General features: G+C 59.7%; 17 protein-coding genes, 1 tRNA gene and 1 riboswitch. Of the genes, 9 read left to right on the forward strand and 9 right to left on the reverse strand.

Features of this window, described 5'->3' with window-relative positions; all coding sequences use genetic code 11:
- Positions 1-36: 36 nt before the first annotated feature.
- The 3 genes from ACHMXK_RS13235 (at position 37) to ACHMXK_RS13245 (ending at position 3,581) form a co-directional block, all read left to right on the forward strand.
- A complete protein-coding gene (locus ACHMXK_RS13235) occupies positions 37-1,020 on the forward strand; it encodes a Bug family tripartite tricarboxylate transporter substrate binding protein (RefSeq protein ID WP_397441029.1) in 984 nt (327 codons plus the stop codon).
- A gap of 35 nt (positions 1,021-1,055) precedes the next feature.
- Entirely contained in the window at positions 1,056-2,039 is a 984-nt protein-coding gene (locus ACHMXK_RS13240; RefSeq protein ID WP_397441031.1) for a Bug family tripartite tricarboxylate transporter substrate binding protein, read from the forward strand.
- 75 nt (positions 2,040-2,114) lie between these two features.
- A riboswitch (TPP riboswitch) is annotated at positions 2,115-2,223 on the forward strand.
- Positions 2,224-2,273: 50 nt separating this feature from the next.
- Positions 2,274-3,581, forward strand: coding sequence for a purine-cytosine permease family protein (locus tag ACHMXK_RS13245; RefSeq protein ID WP_397441033.1), 1,308 nt, complete (start codon positions 2,274-2,276; stop codon positions 3,579-3,581).
- 8 nt (positions 3,582-3,589) lie between these two features.
- Here ACHMXK_RS13245 and thiD read toward each other — a convergent pair whose 3' ends face one another.
- Positions 3,590-4,438 (reverse strand): bifunctional hydroxymethylpyrimidine kinase/phosphomethylpyrimidine kinase, encoded by an 849-nt coding sequence (gene thiD, locus ACHMXK_RS13250; RefSeq protein ID WP_397441035.1) that lies wholly within the window; start codon positions 4,436-4,438, stop codon positions 3,590-3,592.
- Between the two features lie 78 nt (positions 4,439-4,516).
- Positions 4,517-4,592, reverse strand: a tRNA-Asn gene (locus ACHMXK_RS13255).
- 197 nt (positions 4,593-4,789) lie between these two features.
- On the opposite strand from ACHMXK_RS13255, the gene aat reads away from it, so the two are divergent.
- The 3 genes from aat (at position 4,790) to ACHMXK_RS13270 (ending at position 7,170) form a co-directional block, all read left to right on the forward strand.
- Positions 4,790-5,548 (forward strand): leucyl/phenylalanyl-tRNA--protein transferase, encoded by a 759-nt coding sequence (gene aat / locus ACHMXK_RS13260; RefSeq protein WP_397441036.1) that lies wholly within the window; start codon positions 4,790-4,792, stop codon positions 5,546-5,548.
- Positions 5,549-5,552: 4 nt separating this feature from the next.
- On the forward strand, positions 5,553-6,293 hold the full coding sequence (locus tag ACHMXK_RS13265) for an arginyltransferase (protein WP_397441037.1): 741 nt from the start codon (positions 5,553-5,555) through the stop codon (positions 6,291-6,293).
- Between the two features lie 85 nt (positions 6,294-6,378).
- Positions 6,379-7,170, forward strand: a complete 792-nt coding sequence (locus tag ACHMXK_RS13270; RefSeq protein WP_397441038.1) for an IclR family transcriptional regulator — start codon at positions 6,379-6,381, stop codon at positions 7,168-7,170.
- A 91-nt stretch (positions 7,171-7,261) separates the two neighbouring features.
- Here the strand turns inward: ACHMXK_RS13270 and pbpG are convergent, their stop codons facing one another.
- From pbpG to ACHMXK_RS13305, 7 genes are all read right to left on the reverse strand, one after another.
- Positions 7,262-8,332 carry a D-alanyl-D-alanine endopeptidase gene (gene pbpG, locus ACHMXK_RS13275; protein WP_397441039.1) on the reverse strand — a complete coding sequence of 357 codons (1,071 nt, stop codon included), beginning with the start codon at positions 8,330-8,332 and terminating at the stop codon, positions 7,262-7,264.
- A 197-nt stretch (positions 8,333-8,529) separates the two neighbouring features.
- Entirely contained in the window at positions 8,530-10,068 is a 1,539-nt protein-coding gene (locus ACHMXK_RS13280) for a 2-isopropylmalate synthase (RefSeq protein ID WP_397441040.1), read from the reverse strand.
- Between the two features lie 27 nt (positions 10,069-10,095).
- Entirely contained in the window at positions 10,096-11,787 is a 1,692-nt protein-coding gene (leuA, locus tag ACHMXK_RS13285) for a 2-isopropylmalate synthase (RefSeq protein ID WP_397441041.1), read from the reverse strand.
- A 225-nt stretch (positions 11,788-12,012) separates the two neighbouring features.
- Positions 12,013-12,822 (reverse strand): CDP-diacylglycerol--serine O-phosphatidyltransferase, encoded by an 810-nt coding sequence (pssA, locus tag ACHMXK_RS13290; protein WP_397442521.1) that lies wholly within the window; start codon positions 12,820-12,822, stop codon positions 12,013-12,015.
- Positions 12,823-13,026: 204 nt separating this feature from the next.
- Positions 13,027-14,043 carry a ketol-acid reductoisomerase gene (gene ilvC / locus ACHMXK_RS13295; RefSeq protein ID WP_397441042.1) on the reverse strand — a complete coding sequence of 339 codons (1,017 nt, stop codon included), beginning with the start codon at positions 14,041-14,043 and terminating at the stop codon, positions 13,027-13,029.
- A 129-nt stretch (positions 14,044-14,172) separates the two neighbouring features.
- Positions 14,173-14,664, reverse strand: a complete 492-nt coding sequence (ilvN, locus tag ACHMXK_RS13300) for an acetolactate synthase small subunit (RefSeq protein WP_397441043.1) — start codon at positions 14,662-14,664, stop codon at positions 14,173-14,175.
- Positions 14,665-14,769: 105 nt separating this feature from the next.
- Positions 14,770-16,551, reverse strand: coding sequence for an acetolactate synthase 3 catalytic subunit (locus ACHMXK_RS13305; protein WP_397441044.1), 1,782 nt, complete (start codon positions 16,549-16,551; stop codon positions 14,770-14,772).
- Positions 16,552-16,892: 341 nt separating this feature from the next.
- Here ACHMXK_RS13305 and ACHMXK_RS13310 point away from each other — a divergent pair, with 341 nt between their 5' ends.
- Genes ACHMXK_RS13310 through ACHMXK_RS13320 form a run of 3 tightly spaced genes read left to right on the forward strand, consistent with a single transcriptional unit; the run spans position 16,893 to position 18,640 of the window.
- A complete protein-coding gene (locus ACHMXK_RS13310; RefSeq protein ID WP_397441045.1) occupies positions 16,893-17,459 on the forward strand; it encodes an RNA polymerase sigma factor in 567 nt (188 codons plus the stop codon).
- Complete coding sequence (locus ACHMXK_RS13315) at positions 17,456-17,884, forward strand: DUF3619 family protein (protein WP_397441046.1); 429 nt, start codon at positions 17,456-17,458, stop codon at positions 17,882-17,884. The genes ACHMXK_RS13310 and ACHMXK_RS13315 overlap by 4 nt, the downstream gene beginning before the upstream one ends.
- Before the next feature lie 39 nt (positions 17,885-17,923).
- Positions 17,924-18,640: a DUF3106 domain-containing protein gene (locus tag ACHMXK_RS13320; protein WP_397441047.1), complete on the forward strand. Its 717-nt coding sequence runs from the start codon at positions 17,924-17,926 to the stop codon at positions 18,638-18,640.
- Positions 18,641-18,650 lie beyond the last annotated feature (10 nt).

Raw genomic sequence — 18,650 nt, forward strand, 5'->3', positions numbered from 1 at the left:
CCCGACCTTTTTCAAATACAACGATAGGAGGCTTTCATGTTCACTTCTTCCATGTCGCGCCGGCTGGCGCTTGGGCTCTGCGGCGCCAGCCTGGTGTTGGCCTCCGGCCTGGCTGCCGCACAAACCGGTTATCCCAATAAGCCGGTCAAACTGGTTGTGCCTTTCGCAGCCGGCGGCACGACCTCCATCCTGGCGCGCATGCTGGCCGAACGCATGGGCCAGCAGATGGGCCAGCCCGTCATCGTCGACAATCGTCCGGGCGCGGGCGGCAATGTGGGCATGGACATGGTGGCCAAAGCGGAGCCCGATGGCTACACCATCCTCATGGGGCCTATCGGCCTGGCCATCAACCCCGCCCTGTACGCGAAGATGCCCTTCGATCCGATCAAGGACCTCGCCCCCATCGGTTTGTATGCCGGCGTGCCCAACCTGCTGGTGGTGCATCCGGCCGTGCCGGCCAACAACGTGAAGGAACTGATCGCCTACGCCAAGGCCCATCCCGGCAAACTCAATTACGCCTCCAACGGCAACGGCACCTCCAGCCACCTGGCCGCCGAAATGCTGAAATCCGCGGCTGGCGTGGACATCGTCCACGTGCCCTACAAGGGCGGCGGCCCCGCCATGCAGGACTTGATTGGCGGCCAGGTCAACATGTTGTTTGACCAGATGCCAGCCGTGTTGCCGCAGGTCCAGGGTGGACGCGTGCGCGCTTTGGGCGTCTCCAGCCTCAAGCGTTCAGCCGCTGCGCAGGACATCCCCGCCGTCTCCGAAAGTGTGCCGGGCTTTGACATGACGGTCTGGTTTGGTTTTCTGGCGCCCAAGGGAACACCGACAGACATCGTCGCCCGCCTCAACGCAGAAATGAACCGCGCGCTCAAGGACCCGGCCTTCCAGACGCAACTTGCGGGCATGGGCGTCACCCCCATGCCGAGTTCTTCCGCTGAATTCGGTTCGTTCATCCGCCGCGAAATAAGCCACTGGGCCAAAGTCGTCAAGGATTCCGGCGCCAAGCTCGATTGACACGGCTCACCAACCTCTTGTTCAGGAGACCCACGATGACGCTTTCTTCCTTCTCTCGTTTGTTAGGTGTGACACTGGCCTGCGCGGCCAGCCTGATGGTGCCCGCAGTGGCGCAAACCGATTTTCCGAGCAAGGGAATGCGAGTGATCGTGCCCTTCCCGCCAGGCGGCGCTTCCGACACGCTGGGCCGCATGGTGGCGCAACACCTGGCCACGGCCTGGGGCCAGCCCGCCATCGTGGAGAACCGGCCCGGTGCAGGCGGCAACATAGGCGCCGAAGCCGGCGCCAAGGCACCTGCCGATGGCTACACGCTGACCCTGGCCGCGGCCGGTTTCATGGCGGTGAACCCGTCGCTTTATCCCAAGCTCAATTACGACTCGGCCACCGACTTCCAGCCGGTGGCACTGTTGGTCAAGGCGCCCTTGCTGCTGGTTGTCCATCCCAAGGTCCCGGCGCAGAACGCCCGCGAATTCATTGACTTGGCCAAACGTTCGCCTGGCCGCATCACCATAGGCAACGGCGGCACCGGCACGGCCCAGCATCTGGGCGGTGTGAGTTTTGGCCTGGCGGCCGGGGTGGACGTGGGTCACATTCCGTACAAGGGTAGCGCGCCCGCCACCACCGACCTGCTGGGCGGTGTGGTTGATGCGCAGTTCGACAACCTGGTCACGCTGGTGCCTTTTGTGAAAAGCGGCAAGCTGCGCGCCCTCGGCGTCTCGTCGACACAACGTGTGGCGGCCCTGCCGGAAGTGCCCACCCTGGCGGAGGCCGGACTGCCCGGTTTTGAGGACGGCACCTGGTATGGCATCGTCGCGCCACGCAACACGCCCAAAGCCGTCGTCGACAAGCTCAATGCCGAACTGCTGCGTATGCTTTCCCAGCCGGACATCAAGGAGAAACTCCTGTCCATGGGGCTTCAGCCTGCGGGCAACAGCCCCGCGGAGTTTGGTGCTCTGATCCGTTCGGAAATTGGCAAGTACCGCACCATTGTCAAAACCGCCAACGTCAAGATCGACTAAAAAGCAACAACTGACCGTTCCCGGGGTAGGCCAATGAGCGGCCTGTTCCTATAATCCGCCTCGTGCCTGTCAAGGCACATTCGCTAGGGGTGTTGTGCTGTTTTGAAAAAAGCGACACGACTGAGAAAGTCCCTTTGAACCTGATTGAGGTAATCCTCGCGCAGGGAAGCATGTTTCAGGCGCCCGACCCTGGGCTTCCAACAAGCCGACCTGCCATTAACGATTGGAATGTTGATGGCTACGACTCCCGCTAATTCCGCCTCTTACGGCAACACCAACACGGCGCTCACACCGCAAGCCGCCAGCGACCGCTCGTTTGGCTTTCGCGACCACGCCGCACTCTGGCTCAGCCTGGGCGTCGGCCTGCTGGTCATGCAAATTGGCGCTTACCTGGTGCCAGCACTGGGTGCCCAACAGGCGGCCATGGTCATTGTTGTCGGCTCCGTCCTGGGCGCCGGGCTGCTGGCCTGGACGGCGAAGATAGGCTGCGACAGCGGCCTGTCCAGCGCCGGCCTGATGCACGCCACCTACGGCAGCAGCTTTGCGCGCCTGCCGGTCTTGCTCAACATCGTGCAGCTCGTCGGCTGGACGACTTTTGAGCTGGTCGTGATGCGCGACGGCACCCTGGCCATTGCGCGCCAGTCCGGCAGCTTCACCAGCGCCATCTGGCCGCTGCTCGCGACCTTGCTGTGGGGTGGCGTGCTGATCGCCCTGCTGTCGGGCTCCATGGTCAAGCTGGTGCGCAAATTCATAGGCCGTTACGGTTTGCCGCTGGTGATCGCCTCGCTGCTCTGGCTCACCTGGCAGTTTTTCGTCAAAGCCAATGCGCAAGGCCTGGCCACCCTGTGGAACCGCCCCGGCGCAGGCGGCATGAGCACGCTGGCCGCGCTGGACCTGGTGATTGCCATGCCGGTCTCGTGGCTGCCGCTGGTGGCCGACTTTGCGCGTCACGGGCGTGATGGCAAAAGCGCGCTGCGCGGCACCTGGCTGGGTTACGCCGTGGCCAATATCTGGTGTTACGCACTCGGTGTGCTGGTCGCCATCACCACGCCCAGCACTGACCTTGTGGCCGCACTGCTGCTCGCGCAAGGCGGCCTGATTGCGCTGGGCCTGATCCTGATTGACGAGGTGGACAACGCCTACGGTGACCTGTACTCAGGCTCGGTCGCAGGCCACAGCCTGAAACCCCGCTGGAGTGTGCGCCGTTGGGGCATCACCATGGCGATAGTCTGCACCGCCTTGGCCATGGTTTTGCCCATGCACAGCCTGGAGCCGTTTTTGCTGATGCTCAGCTCGGTCTTTATCCCGCTGTACGGCGTGATCCTGGCACGGCTGGCCGGTCGTTCAGATGTGCCCTCACTGGTCACGGAACGGCAGGTGAACTACAGCGCGGTACTGATCTGGTTCACAGGCATCGTCTGTTACCACGCCTGCGCGCAACTCGCGCCCAGCTGGGGCGCCGCCCTGCCGACGCTGCTTATGACATTTGTGCTGGCGCGATTGACCAGCGACACACCCGCCAGAGTCAGCGCGACGGCCTGAGCAAGCGTCTAAGCGTCCAGCGGAATAAGCCGCATAGCCTGCGGCGCGTGGCTGTGGTTTAACGGCCCGCTGCCCGCGCCGGTACGCACGGCGGCCCCGGCCTCAAGCGCGCCACGCACATAGACCCGCGCGGCCTCCACGGCCTCGGTCAAGGACAGGCCCAAAGCCAGATGGGCCGCAATCGCAGAAGACAGCGTGCAACCTGTGCCATGGGTGTTGGCACTGTGAATACGCGGCGCGCGCATCCAGTGCGGCGCACCGCCCTGCGTGATCAGCAAATCACTAACAACATCACCCGGCAAATGCCCGCCCTTGAGCAAGACCGCGCGTGCACCTTGGGCCAGCAGTTCGCGTGCCGCGGTTTCCATCGCCTGTTCGCTATCCAGCGGCCGACCCACCAACAAGGCCGCTTCGTCCAGATTGGGCGTGACCAAGGCCGCACGGCCAAACAACTCGCGCACCAAGGCAGCAATCGCCGGATTGTCGATCAGCACGGCACCGCTGGTAGCCACCATCACCGGGTCCAGCACTACAAGTTTCAGCGCATGCCGATCAATCGCTTCGGCCACGGCGTGCACGATGTCAGGTGAATGCAACATGCCGATCTTGACGGCATCGACACCGATGTCTTCAACGACAGCATCTATCTGGTCCAGCAGCATTTGCGGCGGCACACCATGGATGGCGCGCACACCCAAGGTGTTCTGCGCCGTCAGCGCCGTGATCGCCGTCATGCCATAGCAGCCCAGCGCAGAAAAAGTCTTGAGGTCCGCCTGTATGCCTGCGCCGCCGCCGCTGTCGGAGCCGGCAATGCTCAGAACACGGGGGTATTTAAATTCAAAAGCCTGGTTTGTCATGGTGCCAATGCTAGCGGCAATACCGACGTCGCCAATGAAAAAAGCACCTGATGCTTGCGCATCAGGTGCTTGAATTCTTGGCTCCTCAACCTGGGCTCGAACCAGGGACCTACGGATTAACAGTCCGGCGCTCTACCAACTGAGCTATTGAGGAATACAGCCTTAGATTATAGCCATAAATTTTGGCTCTTCTTCGTTGGCCTTCATCTTCTGTTCACAAAAAGTGAAGCGGATGAATCGCTGTGTGAGGTAGTACCATTTGCAGCGAGTGCGAATTCTCGCATAGCCTGACGGCCAAAATCATCCTCGCACTGGCCGCAGGCATTTTATTTTTCACATTCTTTTTTATTGATGCGCAAGTCACCCCGTCCCCTGCCCTGGCTTGCTGCCGATGAAGCCTTTCCGCCAGTGGACAGCGCATGGGCCGAACATGACCCCGCACCGGGCTTGCTGGCGGCGGGCCGGACGCTGGATGTCACTAGCTTGCTGCAGGCCTATGCGCTTGGCATTTTTCCGTGGTTCAGCGCGGACCAGCCTATTTTGTGGTGGAGCCCGGACCCGCGCATGGTGCTGCGCACGCAGGATTTCAAACTCCACAGATCCTTGCGCAAAAGCCTGCTGCATTTTGCAAACACGTCCGGCCATGAGGTTCGTTTTGACACCGCGTTTGCCGATGTGATTCAGGCCTGCGCCAGTACGCCGCGTGCCGGCCAGCCGGGCACCTGGATCCTGCCCGACATGGTGCGCGCCTACATTGCCCTGCATCACGCCGGCCATGCACACAGCGTTGAAACATGGATCGATGAAAAACTTGTGGGCGGGCTTTATTGCGTGAACCTGGGCGGCATGGTGTTTGGCGAGTCGATGTTTGCGCACCAGACCGACGCGTCCAAGATTGCCTTGGCGGCGCTGGTGGCGTTTTGCAAGGCTCAAGGCATTGTCATGATTGACTGCCAGCAAAATACACGGCACCTGGCCTCGCTGGGCGCAGCAGAAATGCCGCGCACCGATTTTGTCGCCCACGTCGCCAAAGCCGCGAGGGGAACACCGCCACATTGGCAATTCGACCCTCTATACTGGAAGCAGATTTTGATGGCCAGAACGAGCTGACGACGTGACGCACCTCAAAGACCTGCCCCTCCAGACGCTGCAGTTTTATGCAACGGCACCTTATCCTTGCAGTTACCTGCCTGGCAGGCAGGCACGCTCGCAGGTCGCCACCCCCAGCCACCTGATCCACAACGCGGCGTATTCGGAGCTGGTGACCAACGGTTTTCGCCGCAGCGGCATGTTCACTTACCGCCCCTATTGCGATGGTTGCCAGGCCTGTGTGCCTTTGCGGGTTCCGGTCCACACCTTCCAGCCGGACCGCAGCCAGCGCCGCGCCTGGAAGCGCCACCAGTCGCTGCAGGCCCGCGTGCTCAAGCTGTGTTTCATGCCCGAGCATTACCAGCTCTACCTGCGTTACCAGAACGGCCGCCACGCGGGCGGCGGCATGGACCATGACAGCATCGACCAGTACACGCAGTTCCTGCTGCAAAGCCGCGTCAATTCGCGCCTGGTGGAGTTCCGTGAGACCTTGCCCAACGGTGAAGCTGGCACGCTGAAAATGGTCTCCATCCTCGATGTGCTGGAGGACGGCGTGTCAGCGGTGTACACCTTTTACGAACCCGATGCGCAGGCCAGTTATGGCAACTACAGCGTGCTCTGGCAAATTGAACAAGCCAAGCGGCTGGACCTGCCTTATGTCTACCTGGGTTACTGGATCGCCGAAAGCCCGAAGATGAATTACAAGGCCCGCTTTGCGCCGAACGAGGTGCTGCTTGATGGGCATTGGGTCGTGGCTCCCGTCTAAGCGCAGGCGCACAGAAACAGCCGAACATAAAGTAATCCATCGCCAAGCCCGATTTCACAGGGTAAAATTTGCGTACAAACTGCCTATGAGAAAGCTCGATCCCCTCAGCCCACCCGCCAAACCAACGGTACAGGTGATCGAACGCATGTTTTCCCTGCTGGAAATCCTGGCAACCCGCGAAGAAGCGGTGTCGCTCAAGGAGATCAGCGAAAAATCCGGCCTGCATCCATCCACCGCACACCGCATCCTCAATGACCTGGCCACCGGTCGTTTTGTGGATAGACCCGTGGCCGGCAGTTACCGGTTGGGCATGCGCCTGCTGGAGCTCGGCAATCTGGTGAAAGCACGCCTGAGTGTGCGTGATGCCGCGCTGATCCCCATGCGCGAGTTGCACAAGCTGACCCAACAACCCGTCAACCTGAGCATGCGCCAGGGCGACGAAATCATTTACGTAGAACGCGCGTACAGCGAACGTTCCGGCATGCAGGTGGTGCGGGCGATTGGCGGACGCGCGCCCTTGCACCTGACCTCGGTGGGCAAGCTATTCCTGGCTTTTGATGATCCCCAACGCCTGCGCGCCTATGCCACGCGCACCGGCCTGCCGGGCCATACCCGCAACAGCATCACCCAGTTGGCGGTGCTGGAGCGCGAACTCTCGAAAGCGCGCCAATACGGCATTGCCCGTGACAACGAAGAGCTGGAACTGGGTGTGCGCTGCATGGCCGCCGGCATCTACGACGATCAGAGCAAGTTGGTCGCAGGCCTGTCGATTTCAGCGCCGGCCGACCGGCTGGATGAAAGCTGGCTGCCCAAGCTGGAAGCCACCGCGCACGAAATTTCGGCTGCGCTCGGCTACAAATCCGGAAACTATAAGTAAAAACGGGCTCTAGCCCTTGCTGCTTGTACGTAAGCAGCTATCAATAAAATAGCGACTGATAGTGACGAGAGGCTGCTCTCGCAGGCAATCTTCAACCGTTGGCCGGCCGGGCTACAGCGCTGACCTTGGGCGTTGCACTGATGGGTTGTGACTCAACCCAACGACGCACACGTTCTGCGTCACCCAGGCGGCTCAACTTGCCGGCCGAATCCAGAAACACCATGATCAACTTGCGGCCGGCAATCTTGGTCTGCATGACCAGGCACTGGCCGGCTTCGGAGATGTAGCCGGTTTTTTGCAGGCCAATGTCCCAGTCCGGGTTTTTAACCAGGCGGTTGGTGTTGTTGTACTGCAGCGTGTGCCGACCCACCGCCACCTGGTAGCCGGTCGAGGTGGACAATTCGCGCAACACCGGATCGGCATGTGCTGTGTTTACCAGCGTCGCCAGATCTTGCGCGCTGGACTGGTTCTGGCTGGACAAACCCGTGGGTTCGACGTAGCGCGTGTCTTTCATGCCCAGCATTTTGGCTTTGGCATTCATCAGGCCGACAAAGGTGGGCAGGCCACCCGGATAGGTGCGGCCTAACGCGTGTGCCGCGCGGTTTTCGCTGGACATCAGCGCCAGGTGCAGCAACTCGCCACGTGTCAGGCTGGTGCCTACGCGCAGGCGTGAGCTGCTACCTTTTTCCGTGTCCACATCGTCCTGCGTGATGGTGATGGTTTCATCCATGGGCAGGTGCGCATTGCTGATAATCACGCCCGTCATCAACTTGGTCAATGAAGCAATCGGCAGCACCGCATGGTCGTTTTTGCTGAACAGCACTTCCTGCGTGTCCTGGTCAATCACCAGCGCCACGCTGGACTTCAAGTCAAGCGGGTCCTGCGCACTGTGCAAACCGGCGATTTGCCCAAACGAGGGCTTGGCCGGCACGATGGCGACGATCGCCGACTTGCGCGGGGACTTGGCCACAAAACGAGCGCTCTTGCGGCTGGAGACCACTTTTTTCGATACCGTTTTGGCGGCGTGGGGCTTTTTGACCACCTGGCGCTTGGCTGGTGCGGCCTCCGCCCCAGGCGAACTCAAGCTCAACGCAGCCGAAAACGTAAGAAATCCAACGACTTGTAAACTTCGTTTGAAAATCAGAGTCAGCGTGTTGAACATGGGGGTCGCCTCCAGTTGCGATTAGTGCGTTGCTGGAGTGTATCCAAATAGAAAAAGTCACGCAATATCAATCGTTTGCGTAACTTTCCTAAACGCAACAATGAAGTTGCGCGTCTTTCGGCCTAATTTCGCTCTTTTGGCCGCCAAAAAATCCCTAAACTGTTGAATTTAAAAGGATTTTTTGACGAAAGCCATCTTCAGCCCTGAGCCGCCACCCGGTCCGCTTTATTTTGTAACTTGCTCAGCGCACTCAAATAAGCCTTGGCCGACGCGACCACGATATCCGGGTCGGCGCCCACGCCGTTGACCACCCGGCCGCTGTTTTGCAGCCGCACCGTGACTTCACCCTGGCTCTCGGTGGAGCCACTGATCGCATTCACGGAATAAAGCACCATCTCGGCACCACTTTTGACATGGGTTTCGATGGCTTTGAGGGAGGCATCCACCGGGCCATTGCCGTCGGATTGGCCGCGCACCTCTTTGCCGTCCACGGTGAACACGATCGTGGCCTGCGGGCGTTCGCCGGTTTCGCTGTGCTGCGACAAGGAGACGAAACCGTATTGCTCCTTTTCGTGGGTATGGCTTTCCTCGCTAACCAAGGCCAGGATGTCTTCGTCGAAAATTTCGCTCTTGCCGTCGGCCAGTTCCTTGAAACGCGCAAAGGCGGCATTGGTATCGGCTTCGCTGTCCATCTGGATGCCAAGGTCTTGCAGGCGCTGCTTGAACGCATTGCGGCCACTGAGCTTGCCCAGCACCATCTTGTTGGAGCTCCAGCCCACGTCTTCGGCACGCATGATTTCATAGGTTTCGCGGGCCTTCAGCATGCCATCCTGGTGGATGCCGGACGCATGGGCAAAAGCATTGGCGCCAACCACGGCCTTGTTCGGCTGCACCACAAACCCGGTGGTCTGGCTGACCATGCGGCTGGCCGCAACGATGTGCAGCGGGTCGATGTTCATGTCCAGGCCGAAATAGTCCTTGCGCGTTTTCACGGCCATGACGATTTCTTCCAGCGAGCAGTTGCCGGCGCGCTCGCCCAGGCCGTTGATCGTGCACTCGACCTGGCGCGCACCGCCGATTTTCACGCCGGCCAGCGAGTTGGCCACCGCCATGCCGAGGTCGTTGTGGCAATGCACAGACCAGATGGCCTTGTCGCTGTTGGGCACCCGTTCACGCAAGGTCTTGATGAAGTTGCCGTACAACTCGGGAACGGCATAACCCACGGTGTCGGGCACGTTGATGGTGGTCGCGCCTTCGGCGATCACGGCCTCGATCACCCGGCACAAAAAGTCAACGTCGCTGCGGTAGCCGTCTTCCGGGCTGAACTCGACGTCGGCCACGAGATTGCGGGCAAAACGCACCGACAGTTTGGCCTGCTCCAGCACCTGCTCCGGGCTCATGCGCAGCTTTTTCTCCATGTGCAGCGCACTGGTCGCGATAAAGGTATGAATGCGGGCATTGGCCGCCCCTTTGAGGGCTTCGGCGGCACGGGAAATATCCCGGTCATTGGCCCGCGAAAGCGAGCAGATGGTGGACTCCCGGATGGTGTTGGCAATCGCCTGCACCGCTTCAAAGTCCCCGTTCGAGCTGGCTGCAAAACCGGCTTCGATCACATCCACCTTCAGACGCTCCAGCTGGCGCGCAATACGCAATTTTTCATCACGAGTCATGGAAGCACCGGGCGACTGCTCGCCGTCGCGCAAGGTGGTGTCAAAAATAATCAGTTTGTCAGTCATGGGGTTCTCCTGTTGATCTTTTGCCGCTCAGGCGGCTGTGCCGCTAATTTGCCTGGGTGACATTGTAATTTTTGCGCGCTGCAGGCCGGAAATGACCGCTTTCAGCGAGGCCGAAACAATATTCGCATCCCGGCCCACGCCGAACAGCGTCTGGTGTTCATTCACACGCAACTCCAGATAGGCCACCGCCTGGGCATCCGCGCCCGAGCCCACCGCATGTTCGTGGTAGTCGAGCACACGAATGCTGTGGCCCGTGGCCTCGTTCAAGCCCTTGACGAAGGCATCGATGGGACCGGCGCCCTGCCCGTCCAGAGTAAACGACTGCCCCTGAAGAATCACGTCGGCACGCATTTGCACCATCTGGCTACCCACCTCTTCCACGACCTGATGCCGGGGTGCCACCACACTCTGAACGCCGTATTCACGGTCAAACAAGGTCCACAAGTCCTGGGCCGTCAGTTCCTTGCCGGTCGCGTCCATCACACCCTGAACCACCTGGCTGAATTCAATTTGCAGGCGGCGCGGCAGCTCCAGTCCGTATTCACTTTCAAGCAGGTAGGAAATCCCGCCCTTGCCCGACTGGCTGTTGACCCGGATCACGGCTTCGTAGCTGCGCCCCAGGTCCTTGGGGTCTATGGGCAAATAAGGCATGTCCCAGACATCGCCGTCCTTGCGTGCGGCAAAGGCCTTCTTGATCGCATCCTGGTGCGAGCCGGAAAACGAGGTGTAGACCAGGTCACCCGCATAAGGGTGACGCGGATGCACCGGCAACTGGTTGCAGTGCTCCACCGTGCGTCGGATATCGTCAATGTCTGAAAAATCAAGCTCGGGATCAACGCCCTGGGTGTAAAGGTTGAGCGCGACATTGACCAGGTCGAGGTTGCCGGTGCGCTCGCCATTGCCGAACAAACAGCCTTCGACACGGTCGGCGCCAGCCATCAAGGCCAGCTCGGCGGCAGCCGTCCCGGTGCCGCGGTCATTGTGGGGATGCACGGAGAGAATCACCCCGTCGCGCCGCTCGATATGGCGATGCATCCACTCGATCATGTCCGCGAAGATATTCGGCGTGGAATGCTCGACGGTTGTCGGCAAATTGATGATGCACTTGTTCGCAGGACTGGCCGCCCACACCTCCGTGACCGCATCCACCACGCGTTTGGAGAAGGCCAGTTCGGTGTCTGAAAACATTTCGGGCGAATATTCGAAGGTCCACTCGGTTTCAGGCTGCGTTGCCGCAAGCGCGCTAAACAGCCTGGCGTTGCGCTGCACCAGCTCGACGATGCCGTCTTCGCTCAAGCCCAGGACCACCCGCCGCATGATGGGCGCAACCGGATTCACCATGTGCATGATGGCCTTGCGCGCGCCCTTGAGTGATTCGAAGGTACGTTCAATCAGGGGTTCGCGGGCATGTGTGAGCACCTGGATGTGCACATCGTCGGGGATCAGATTGCCTTCGATCAGTTGGCGCACAAAGTCAAACTCCACCTGGGAGGCCGAGGGAAAACCCACCTCGATTTCCTTGAACCCGATTTTCACCAGCGTCTGGAACATGCGGTGTTTGCGCGCGAGGTCCATGGGCTCGATCAAGGCCTGATTGCCATCCCGCAGGTCCGTACTCAGCCAGATAGGAGCCTGGGTCAGCACGGCATCGGGCCAGGTGCGGTCACGCAGACCAATCGGTTTGAAAGCGGGGTACTTGCTGGCAGGTTGTTTCAACATGTGGATCTCGTCGATTGTGAAAGTTCAAACCCAGCAACCCAAAGAAAAACGGCCCGTTGCTGGTGCAAACGGGCCGTTGAATTGGGTGTACGCGTGCGCGCTACCGTCTCCGCCCGTTGGCAGATAGCAGTAGTGCTAGCGAAATTCGTTTCATGTCTGGCAATGTATCACAAAATTTTCCGGGCTCGCAGCGCCAGGAAAATGGCGCCAGAAACCGATCTTTGGCTAGTGAAGTCCGCGTTCGTCAGGTTCGTCAGTTGAAGTCGAGATCACGCTGGTCTGCAAACCTTTGGCTTTGCGCCACGCATACAAGGCATAACCGGAAAAGCCGTAAATGATGAACAGGCCGAAGATCACCGTCGGCGGGTCGATGTTGATCACCGCGATACCCAGGGCAATCAGCACGATCACAACAAACGGAACGCTGCGCTTGATGCTCAGGTCCTTGAAGCTGTAAAAAGGCACGTTGGTCACCATGGTCAAACCCGAATACAGAGTCAAGGCAAACATGTACCAGCGCACGTCCTCACCCTGCACACCCGCTTCCGCCATCAGCCAGATAAACCCCGCCACCAGCGCCGCCGCGGCCGGCGAAGGCAATCCCTGAAAGAAACGTTTGTCGACAACCGCCGTGTTGACGTTGAAGCGGGCCAGCCTGAGCGCGGCACAGGCACAGTACACAAATGCCGCGACCCAACCCCAGCGACCCAGGCTGGTCAAGGCCCACACATAGGCAATCAATGCCGGCGCCGCACCAAACGAGACCATGTCGGACAAGGAGTCCATCTGCTCGCCGAAGGCGCTTTGGGTATTGGTCATACGCGCCACACGGCCATCCAGGCTGTCCAGCACCATGGCACAAAACACACCAATGGCCGCCTGGTCAAAACGCCCGTTCATGGCCATCACGATGGCGTAAAAACCGCCGAACAGCGCCGCCAGCGTGAACAGGTTGGGCAGGATGTAAATACCCTTGCGCCGCTTGCGCGGCGCGGCGTCATCCACGTCTACCTCTGAGTTCTCGCCGTCATGCATAAAAGTTTCCCCCGATTGCTGCCTGGCACGCGCAAAAGGCATGCCGAACAGCCGCGTTCGCCTGGAGATCATGGCGCGCAGATAGTGATTGATTCATAAAGAGAGGATACCAAACGAAAGCGCCGCAAACGAAAAAGCCGCGCAAGTGTTTTGCGCGGCTTGACAGCTGAGCTAAGCCGGGCCTTGTGGGACCCGGCCGACTCATCAGTTGCGGGTTTGGTCAACCAGCTTGTTCTTGGCGATCCAGGGCATCATGGCGCGGAGCTTTTCGCCCACGACTTCGATCTGGTGCTCGGCATTCAGGCGACGGCGGCTGATCAGTGTCGGCGCACCGGCATGGTTTTCCAGCAGGAAGCTCTTTGCGTATTCGCCGGTCTGGATGTCCTTCAGGCACTTGCGCATGGCTTCTTTCGTGGCCGAGGTCACGATGTTCGGGCCGGTCACGTATTCGCCGTATTCAGCGTTGTTCGAGATCGAGTAGTTCATGTTGGCGATGCCGCCTTCATAAATCAGGTCAACAATCAGCTTGAGCTCATGCAGGCACTCGAAGTACGCCATTTCAGGCGCGTAACCGGCTTCCACCAGCGTCTCGAAACCAGCCTTGATCAACTCGACCGTACCACCGCACAGAACAGCCTGCTCGCCGAACAGGTCGGTTTCGGTTTCTTCGCGGAAGTTGGTTTCGATGATGCCGGCCTTGCCGCCACCGTTGGCCATGGCATAGCTCAGGGCCAGGTCACGGGCCTTGCCGCTCTTGTCCTGGTGCACGGCAACCAGATGGGGCACGCCGCCACCCTGGGTGTAGGTGTTGCGGACCGTATGGCCGGGGGCTTTTGGAGCCACCATCCAGACATCGAGGTCAGCGCGCGGAATCACGGCACCGTAATGCACGTTGAAGCCGTGAGCAAACACCAGCGAGGCGCCCTGCTTGATGTTGGGAGCCACATCGTTCTTGTAAACCGCGCCGATTTGCTCGTCGGGCAACAGAATCATCACCACGTCAGCCGCCTTGACGGCATCAGCCACTTCAGCCACCTTGAGGCCGGCTTTCTCAACCTTGGGCCACGAAGCGCCGCCTTTACGCAGACCGACCACGACCTTGACGCCGCTGTCGTTCAAGTTTTGCGCGTGGGCATGACCCTGGCTGCCGTAACCGATGATGGCGACGGTTTTGCCCTTGATCAGGCTCAGGTCGCAGTCTTTGTCGTAAAAAACTTTCATTTTTCTCTTTCGGAATAAGTATTGGCGAAAATGCCCCTCGACAGGCTCAGGGCGAACGGTAACCGCATATCGCCACTCCAAAATCCGTTCGCGTTGAGCCTGTCGAAACGCGCGCACGGACAGCTGACATCAAACTCTGAGAATTCTCTCACCACGGCCTATGCCGCTGGCACCGGTGCGCACTGTTTCCAGAATCGCACTGCGGTCAATCGCTTCCAGAAACGCGTCGTTTTTGGACTGATCGCCGGTCAACTCGATCGTGTAGCTCTTTTCAGTCACATCGATGATCCGACCGCGAAATATATCAGCCATGCGTTTCATTTCCTCGCGCTCCTTGCCGACGGCGCGAACCTTGACCATCATCAGCTCACGTTCGGTGTACGAGCCTTCGGTCAGGTCCACCACCTTGACGACCTCGATCAGCCGGTTCAGATGTTTGGTGATCTGCTCGATCACGTCGTCGGAACCGGTGGTCTGGATGGTCATGCGCGACAGGCTCGCATCTTCGGTAGGCGCAACGGTCAGGCTCTCGATGTTGTAACCACGTGCCGAGAACAGGCCCACCACGCGGGAAAGAGCGCCTGGCTCGTTTTCCAGCAAAACTGCAATGATATGTTTCATAAAAAGATTCCTCTTTTCGCTGCCCTCCCCTGCGCACGGTAATGCGCAGGCTCGGCAGACAATAGATTCGTCAGGTGACGGTGAAATTGAATGGGAAAGCGCGGCTCAGAGGTCCTCAGACCCGAGCAGCATTTCAGTGATGCCCTTGCCGGCCTTGACCATGGGGAACACGTTTTCGGTCGGATCGGTACGGAAGTCCATGAACACCGTGCGATCTTTCAGTTTGCGCGCCTCACGCAGCGCGGGCTCCACATCCTGTGGCTTTTCAATCAACATGCCGACATGGCCATAGGCTTCGGCCAGCTTCACGAAATTGGGCAAAGCGTCCATATAGCTGCTGCTATAGCGGCCTTCGTAGTCGATTTCCTGCCATTGGCGCACCATGCCCAGGTAACGGTTGTTCAATGAACAGATCTTGATCGGCGTGTTGTACTGCAGGCAGGTGGACAACTCCTGGATATTCATCTGCACCGAGCCTTCACCGGTGATGCAGAAAACCTCGCTCTCGGGTTTGGCCAGCTTGATACCCATGGCATAAGGAATACCCACACCCATGGTGCCCAGGCCGCCCGAATTGATCCAGCGGCGCGGCTCGTCAAACTTGTAATACTGTGCCGCCCACATCTGGTGCTGACCGACGTCGGACGTGATGTAGGTATCGGCGTCTTTGGTCATGTTCCAGAGCGTCTCAACCACGTATTGCGGTTTGATCACGTCGCCCGTGCCCAGGCTGTATTTCATGCAGTCGCGCTTGCGCCAGCCTTCAATGGTGTCCCACCAGCCGCCCAGGGCATTGGCGTCAGGCTTGAGGCCGGACTCCTTGATCATGGCGATCAGTTCGAGCAACACGTCCTTGACGTCGCCGACGATGGGAATGTCGACCTTGACACGTTTGGAAATGCTGGATGGGTCGATGTCGATGTGGATGATCTTGCGTTCGTTTTGCGCAAAGTGTTTCGGGTTACCGATCACACGGTCGTCAAAACGGGCGCCGACGGCCAGCAACACGTCGCAGTGCTGCATCGCATTGTTGGCTTCCATCGTGCCGTGCATGCCCAGCATGCCGAGGAATTTTTTATCGCTGGCCGGGTAGGCGCCCAGGCCCATCAGCGTGTTGGTGCAGGGGTAACCCAGCATGTCCACCAGCGTGCGCAACTCTTGCGAGGCATTGCTGAGCAACACACCGCCGCCGGTGTAGATATAAGGCCGCTTGGCCGCCATCAACAACTGCAGCGCCTTGCGAATCTGTCCGCCGTGGCCTTTGCGCACGGGGTTGTAAGAGCGCATTTCAACCGTCTGCGGGTAACCGGTGTACAGCGTTTTGTTGAACGACACGTCCTTGGGAATGTCGACCACGACCGGGCCGGGACGTCCGGTACGGGCGATGTGAAACGCTTTTTTCAGGGTCTCTGCCATGTCGCGCACATCCTTGACCAGGAAGTTGTGCTTGACGATGGGGCGGGTGATGCCCACGGTATCGCACTCCTGGAAGGCATCGAGGCCGATGGCCGCAACCGGCACCTGCCCGGTGATGATGACCATCGGGATGCTGTCCATGTAGGCCGTGGCAATACCGGTGATCGCGTTGGTCACGCCGGGGCCGGAAGTGACCAGGGCCACGCCGACATCGCCCGTGGCGCGGGCATAACCGTCTGCTGCGTGCACGGCAGCCTGCTCGTGGCGCACCAGGATGTGCTGAATCGAATCTTGCTTGTAAAAAGCGTCGTAGATGTGCAGAACGGCGCCGCCTGGGTAACCCCAGATGTGCTTGACACCTTCGGCCTGCAAGGCTTTGACGAGGATTTCGGCGCCCCGGAGTTCTTGCGGATTGGAATTGGCAGAGGCTGCCGCTGCTGCCGAAGTGATTTCGGCCTTTGTGATTTCCATGATGAACCTTTGTGAATTTCTCTAACGAAATACCTTGGGTGCCTCTTCACCCACTCTTGTGAAGCGGTGTTGAGACTTGAGGCCAAAACCATGAGCGAATACATAATCCGCCGAGCCATGACCCGTTTGCTGTTTGAATTGCAGTGAACATTATAAGACACCCGCCCGCCCTCAATATTCAAAAGTTCTAAAAAAATCCAGCAGAAACGGCGCTAGATGCGATAATTTTCCAGCTTGTGACCATCTCCGGTAGCAGGGCCTGTCGGGCCTGGGACGCCAGCAAGGCGCCTGGCAAAAATGCAAAGCAATGACCGTGCTGGGACAAACCGGAACTCAAACCGTTGGCAACCGAACAAGAACTTTCCGATTTCCTGAAAAGCGTTGAAAAACGCGCCTTCAAGCGCAGCGTCTACCACGTGCGGGACGACGAAGCAGCGCTCGACATCGTTCAGGACAGCATGATGAAGCTGGCCCAGCACTATGGCGACAAGCCTGCGGCCGAACTGCCCATGCTGTTCCAGCGCATCCTGTCCAACACCACGCTGGACTGGTTTCGCCGCCGCAAGACCCGCAACGCGCTGTTCTCCAACATGAGCGACTTCGAATCCGCCGGGGACGACGGAGATTTCGACTTGCTGGAAACTTTAGAGGCCTCAACCAGCTCTGAAGGAACGGAGAGCGCCCAGGACGCGACGGAACGGACTCAAATCCTGAAAGAAATTGAAGCAGAGATCAAGGAATTGCCCGGCCGTCAACGAGAAGCCTTTCTCATGCGTTACTGGGAGGAAATGGACGTGGCTGAAACCGCTGCGGCCATGGGTTGCTCCGAAGGCAGCGTGAAAACGCATTGTTCGAGAGCTGTCCATGCGCTCAGCAAGGCTTTGACCGCCAGAGGAATAAAACTATGAATAACTCGCAACAAAACCGCACTGACATCCTGCAAGACCGCTACGGCCTGAAAACCGCCTCCTACCTGTCTGCGGGCGCGGCCGACCTGCCTTACGACATTTCGGAGCGCCTGCGCGCCGCCCGCGCCCAAGCCGTGGCCGCACGCAAAATCGCCAAAGTCCAGACCGCACCGGCGACCGCCGCCAGCAGTGCGGGATCGACCCTCACTTGGGGTTCAGATGAAAGCTTTGGTTTCTGGCGCCGGATTGGTTCGGTACTGCCCCTGATCGCCCTGGTGGCCGGCCTGCTGATCATCAACTCCATGCAGTCGGACAGCAGAGTCCGGGAACTGGCCGAAGTCGACTCCGCCCTGCTGACCGATGACCTGCCGCCGGACGCCTATTTCGATCCCGGTTTTGTGCAATTTCTCAAAACCACGCTTTAAACCAGCCTTACCCCGCCACAGCAAAGAAAAACTGAGCCGATGACCGTGCGATCGACCTGCCTCTCCGACAAACGCCCGCTCGGCCTGTTGGCGCCGTCCTGGGTGCTACTCCTTGCGCTGGCGGTCTCGATCGGGGCGAACGCCCAGCCGACAGCCCCCAAAGCGGCAGCCCCCTCAGCACCACCGGCCAAAACCGTCGTGGCCCAGGCCTCCGCCGGTCCTGGCTGGGCCGAATTAAGCCCGGCACAACGCGACATTCTCAAGCCGTTGGCACCCACCTGGGCCTCGCTAAGCCAGACCCATAAACGCAAGTGGCTGCAGATGGCCAAAAGCTATCCAGCCCTGCCCGCCGACGAGCAGGCCAAAATGCAGAGTCGCATGCAGGAATGGGGGGCCTTGAGCTCGCAGCAGCGCACCCAGGCCAGGCTGAATTTTGCAAAAACCAAAGAACTCTCGAAAGAGCTGACGCCCGAAGAGAAAAAGGCCAAATGGGAAGCCTACCAGTCGCTCAGTGACGACGAGAAACACAAACTCGCCGCCAAGGCCCCAGCCAAACCTCTGGGCGCTGCGCCAGCCGTGAAACCGGTCGCGCGGCAGAAGCTCGCCACCGTGCCGTCGCCTACGGACAAACCCAAGGCCCCGGCAGCGCCTAAAATTGCGGTCTCGCAGTCAATTGACAGTCCGCCTGGTGGCACACCGGGCGCCGCGCCGGCCGCGGCCGCGGCGCCGCTTGTCACGCCGGCTCAGCCGCACTAGCCTTCATCGG

Source organism: Polaromonas sp. UC242_47 (genome assembly GCF_044452385.1).
Lineage (GTDB): Bacteria > Pseudomonadota > Gammaproteobacteria > Burkholderiales > Burkholderiaceae_C > Polaromonas.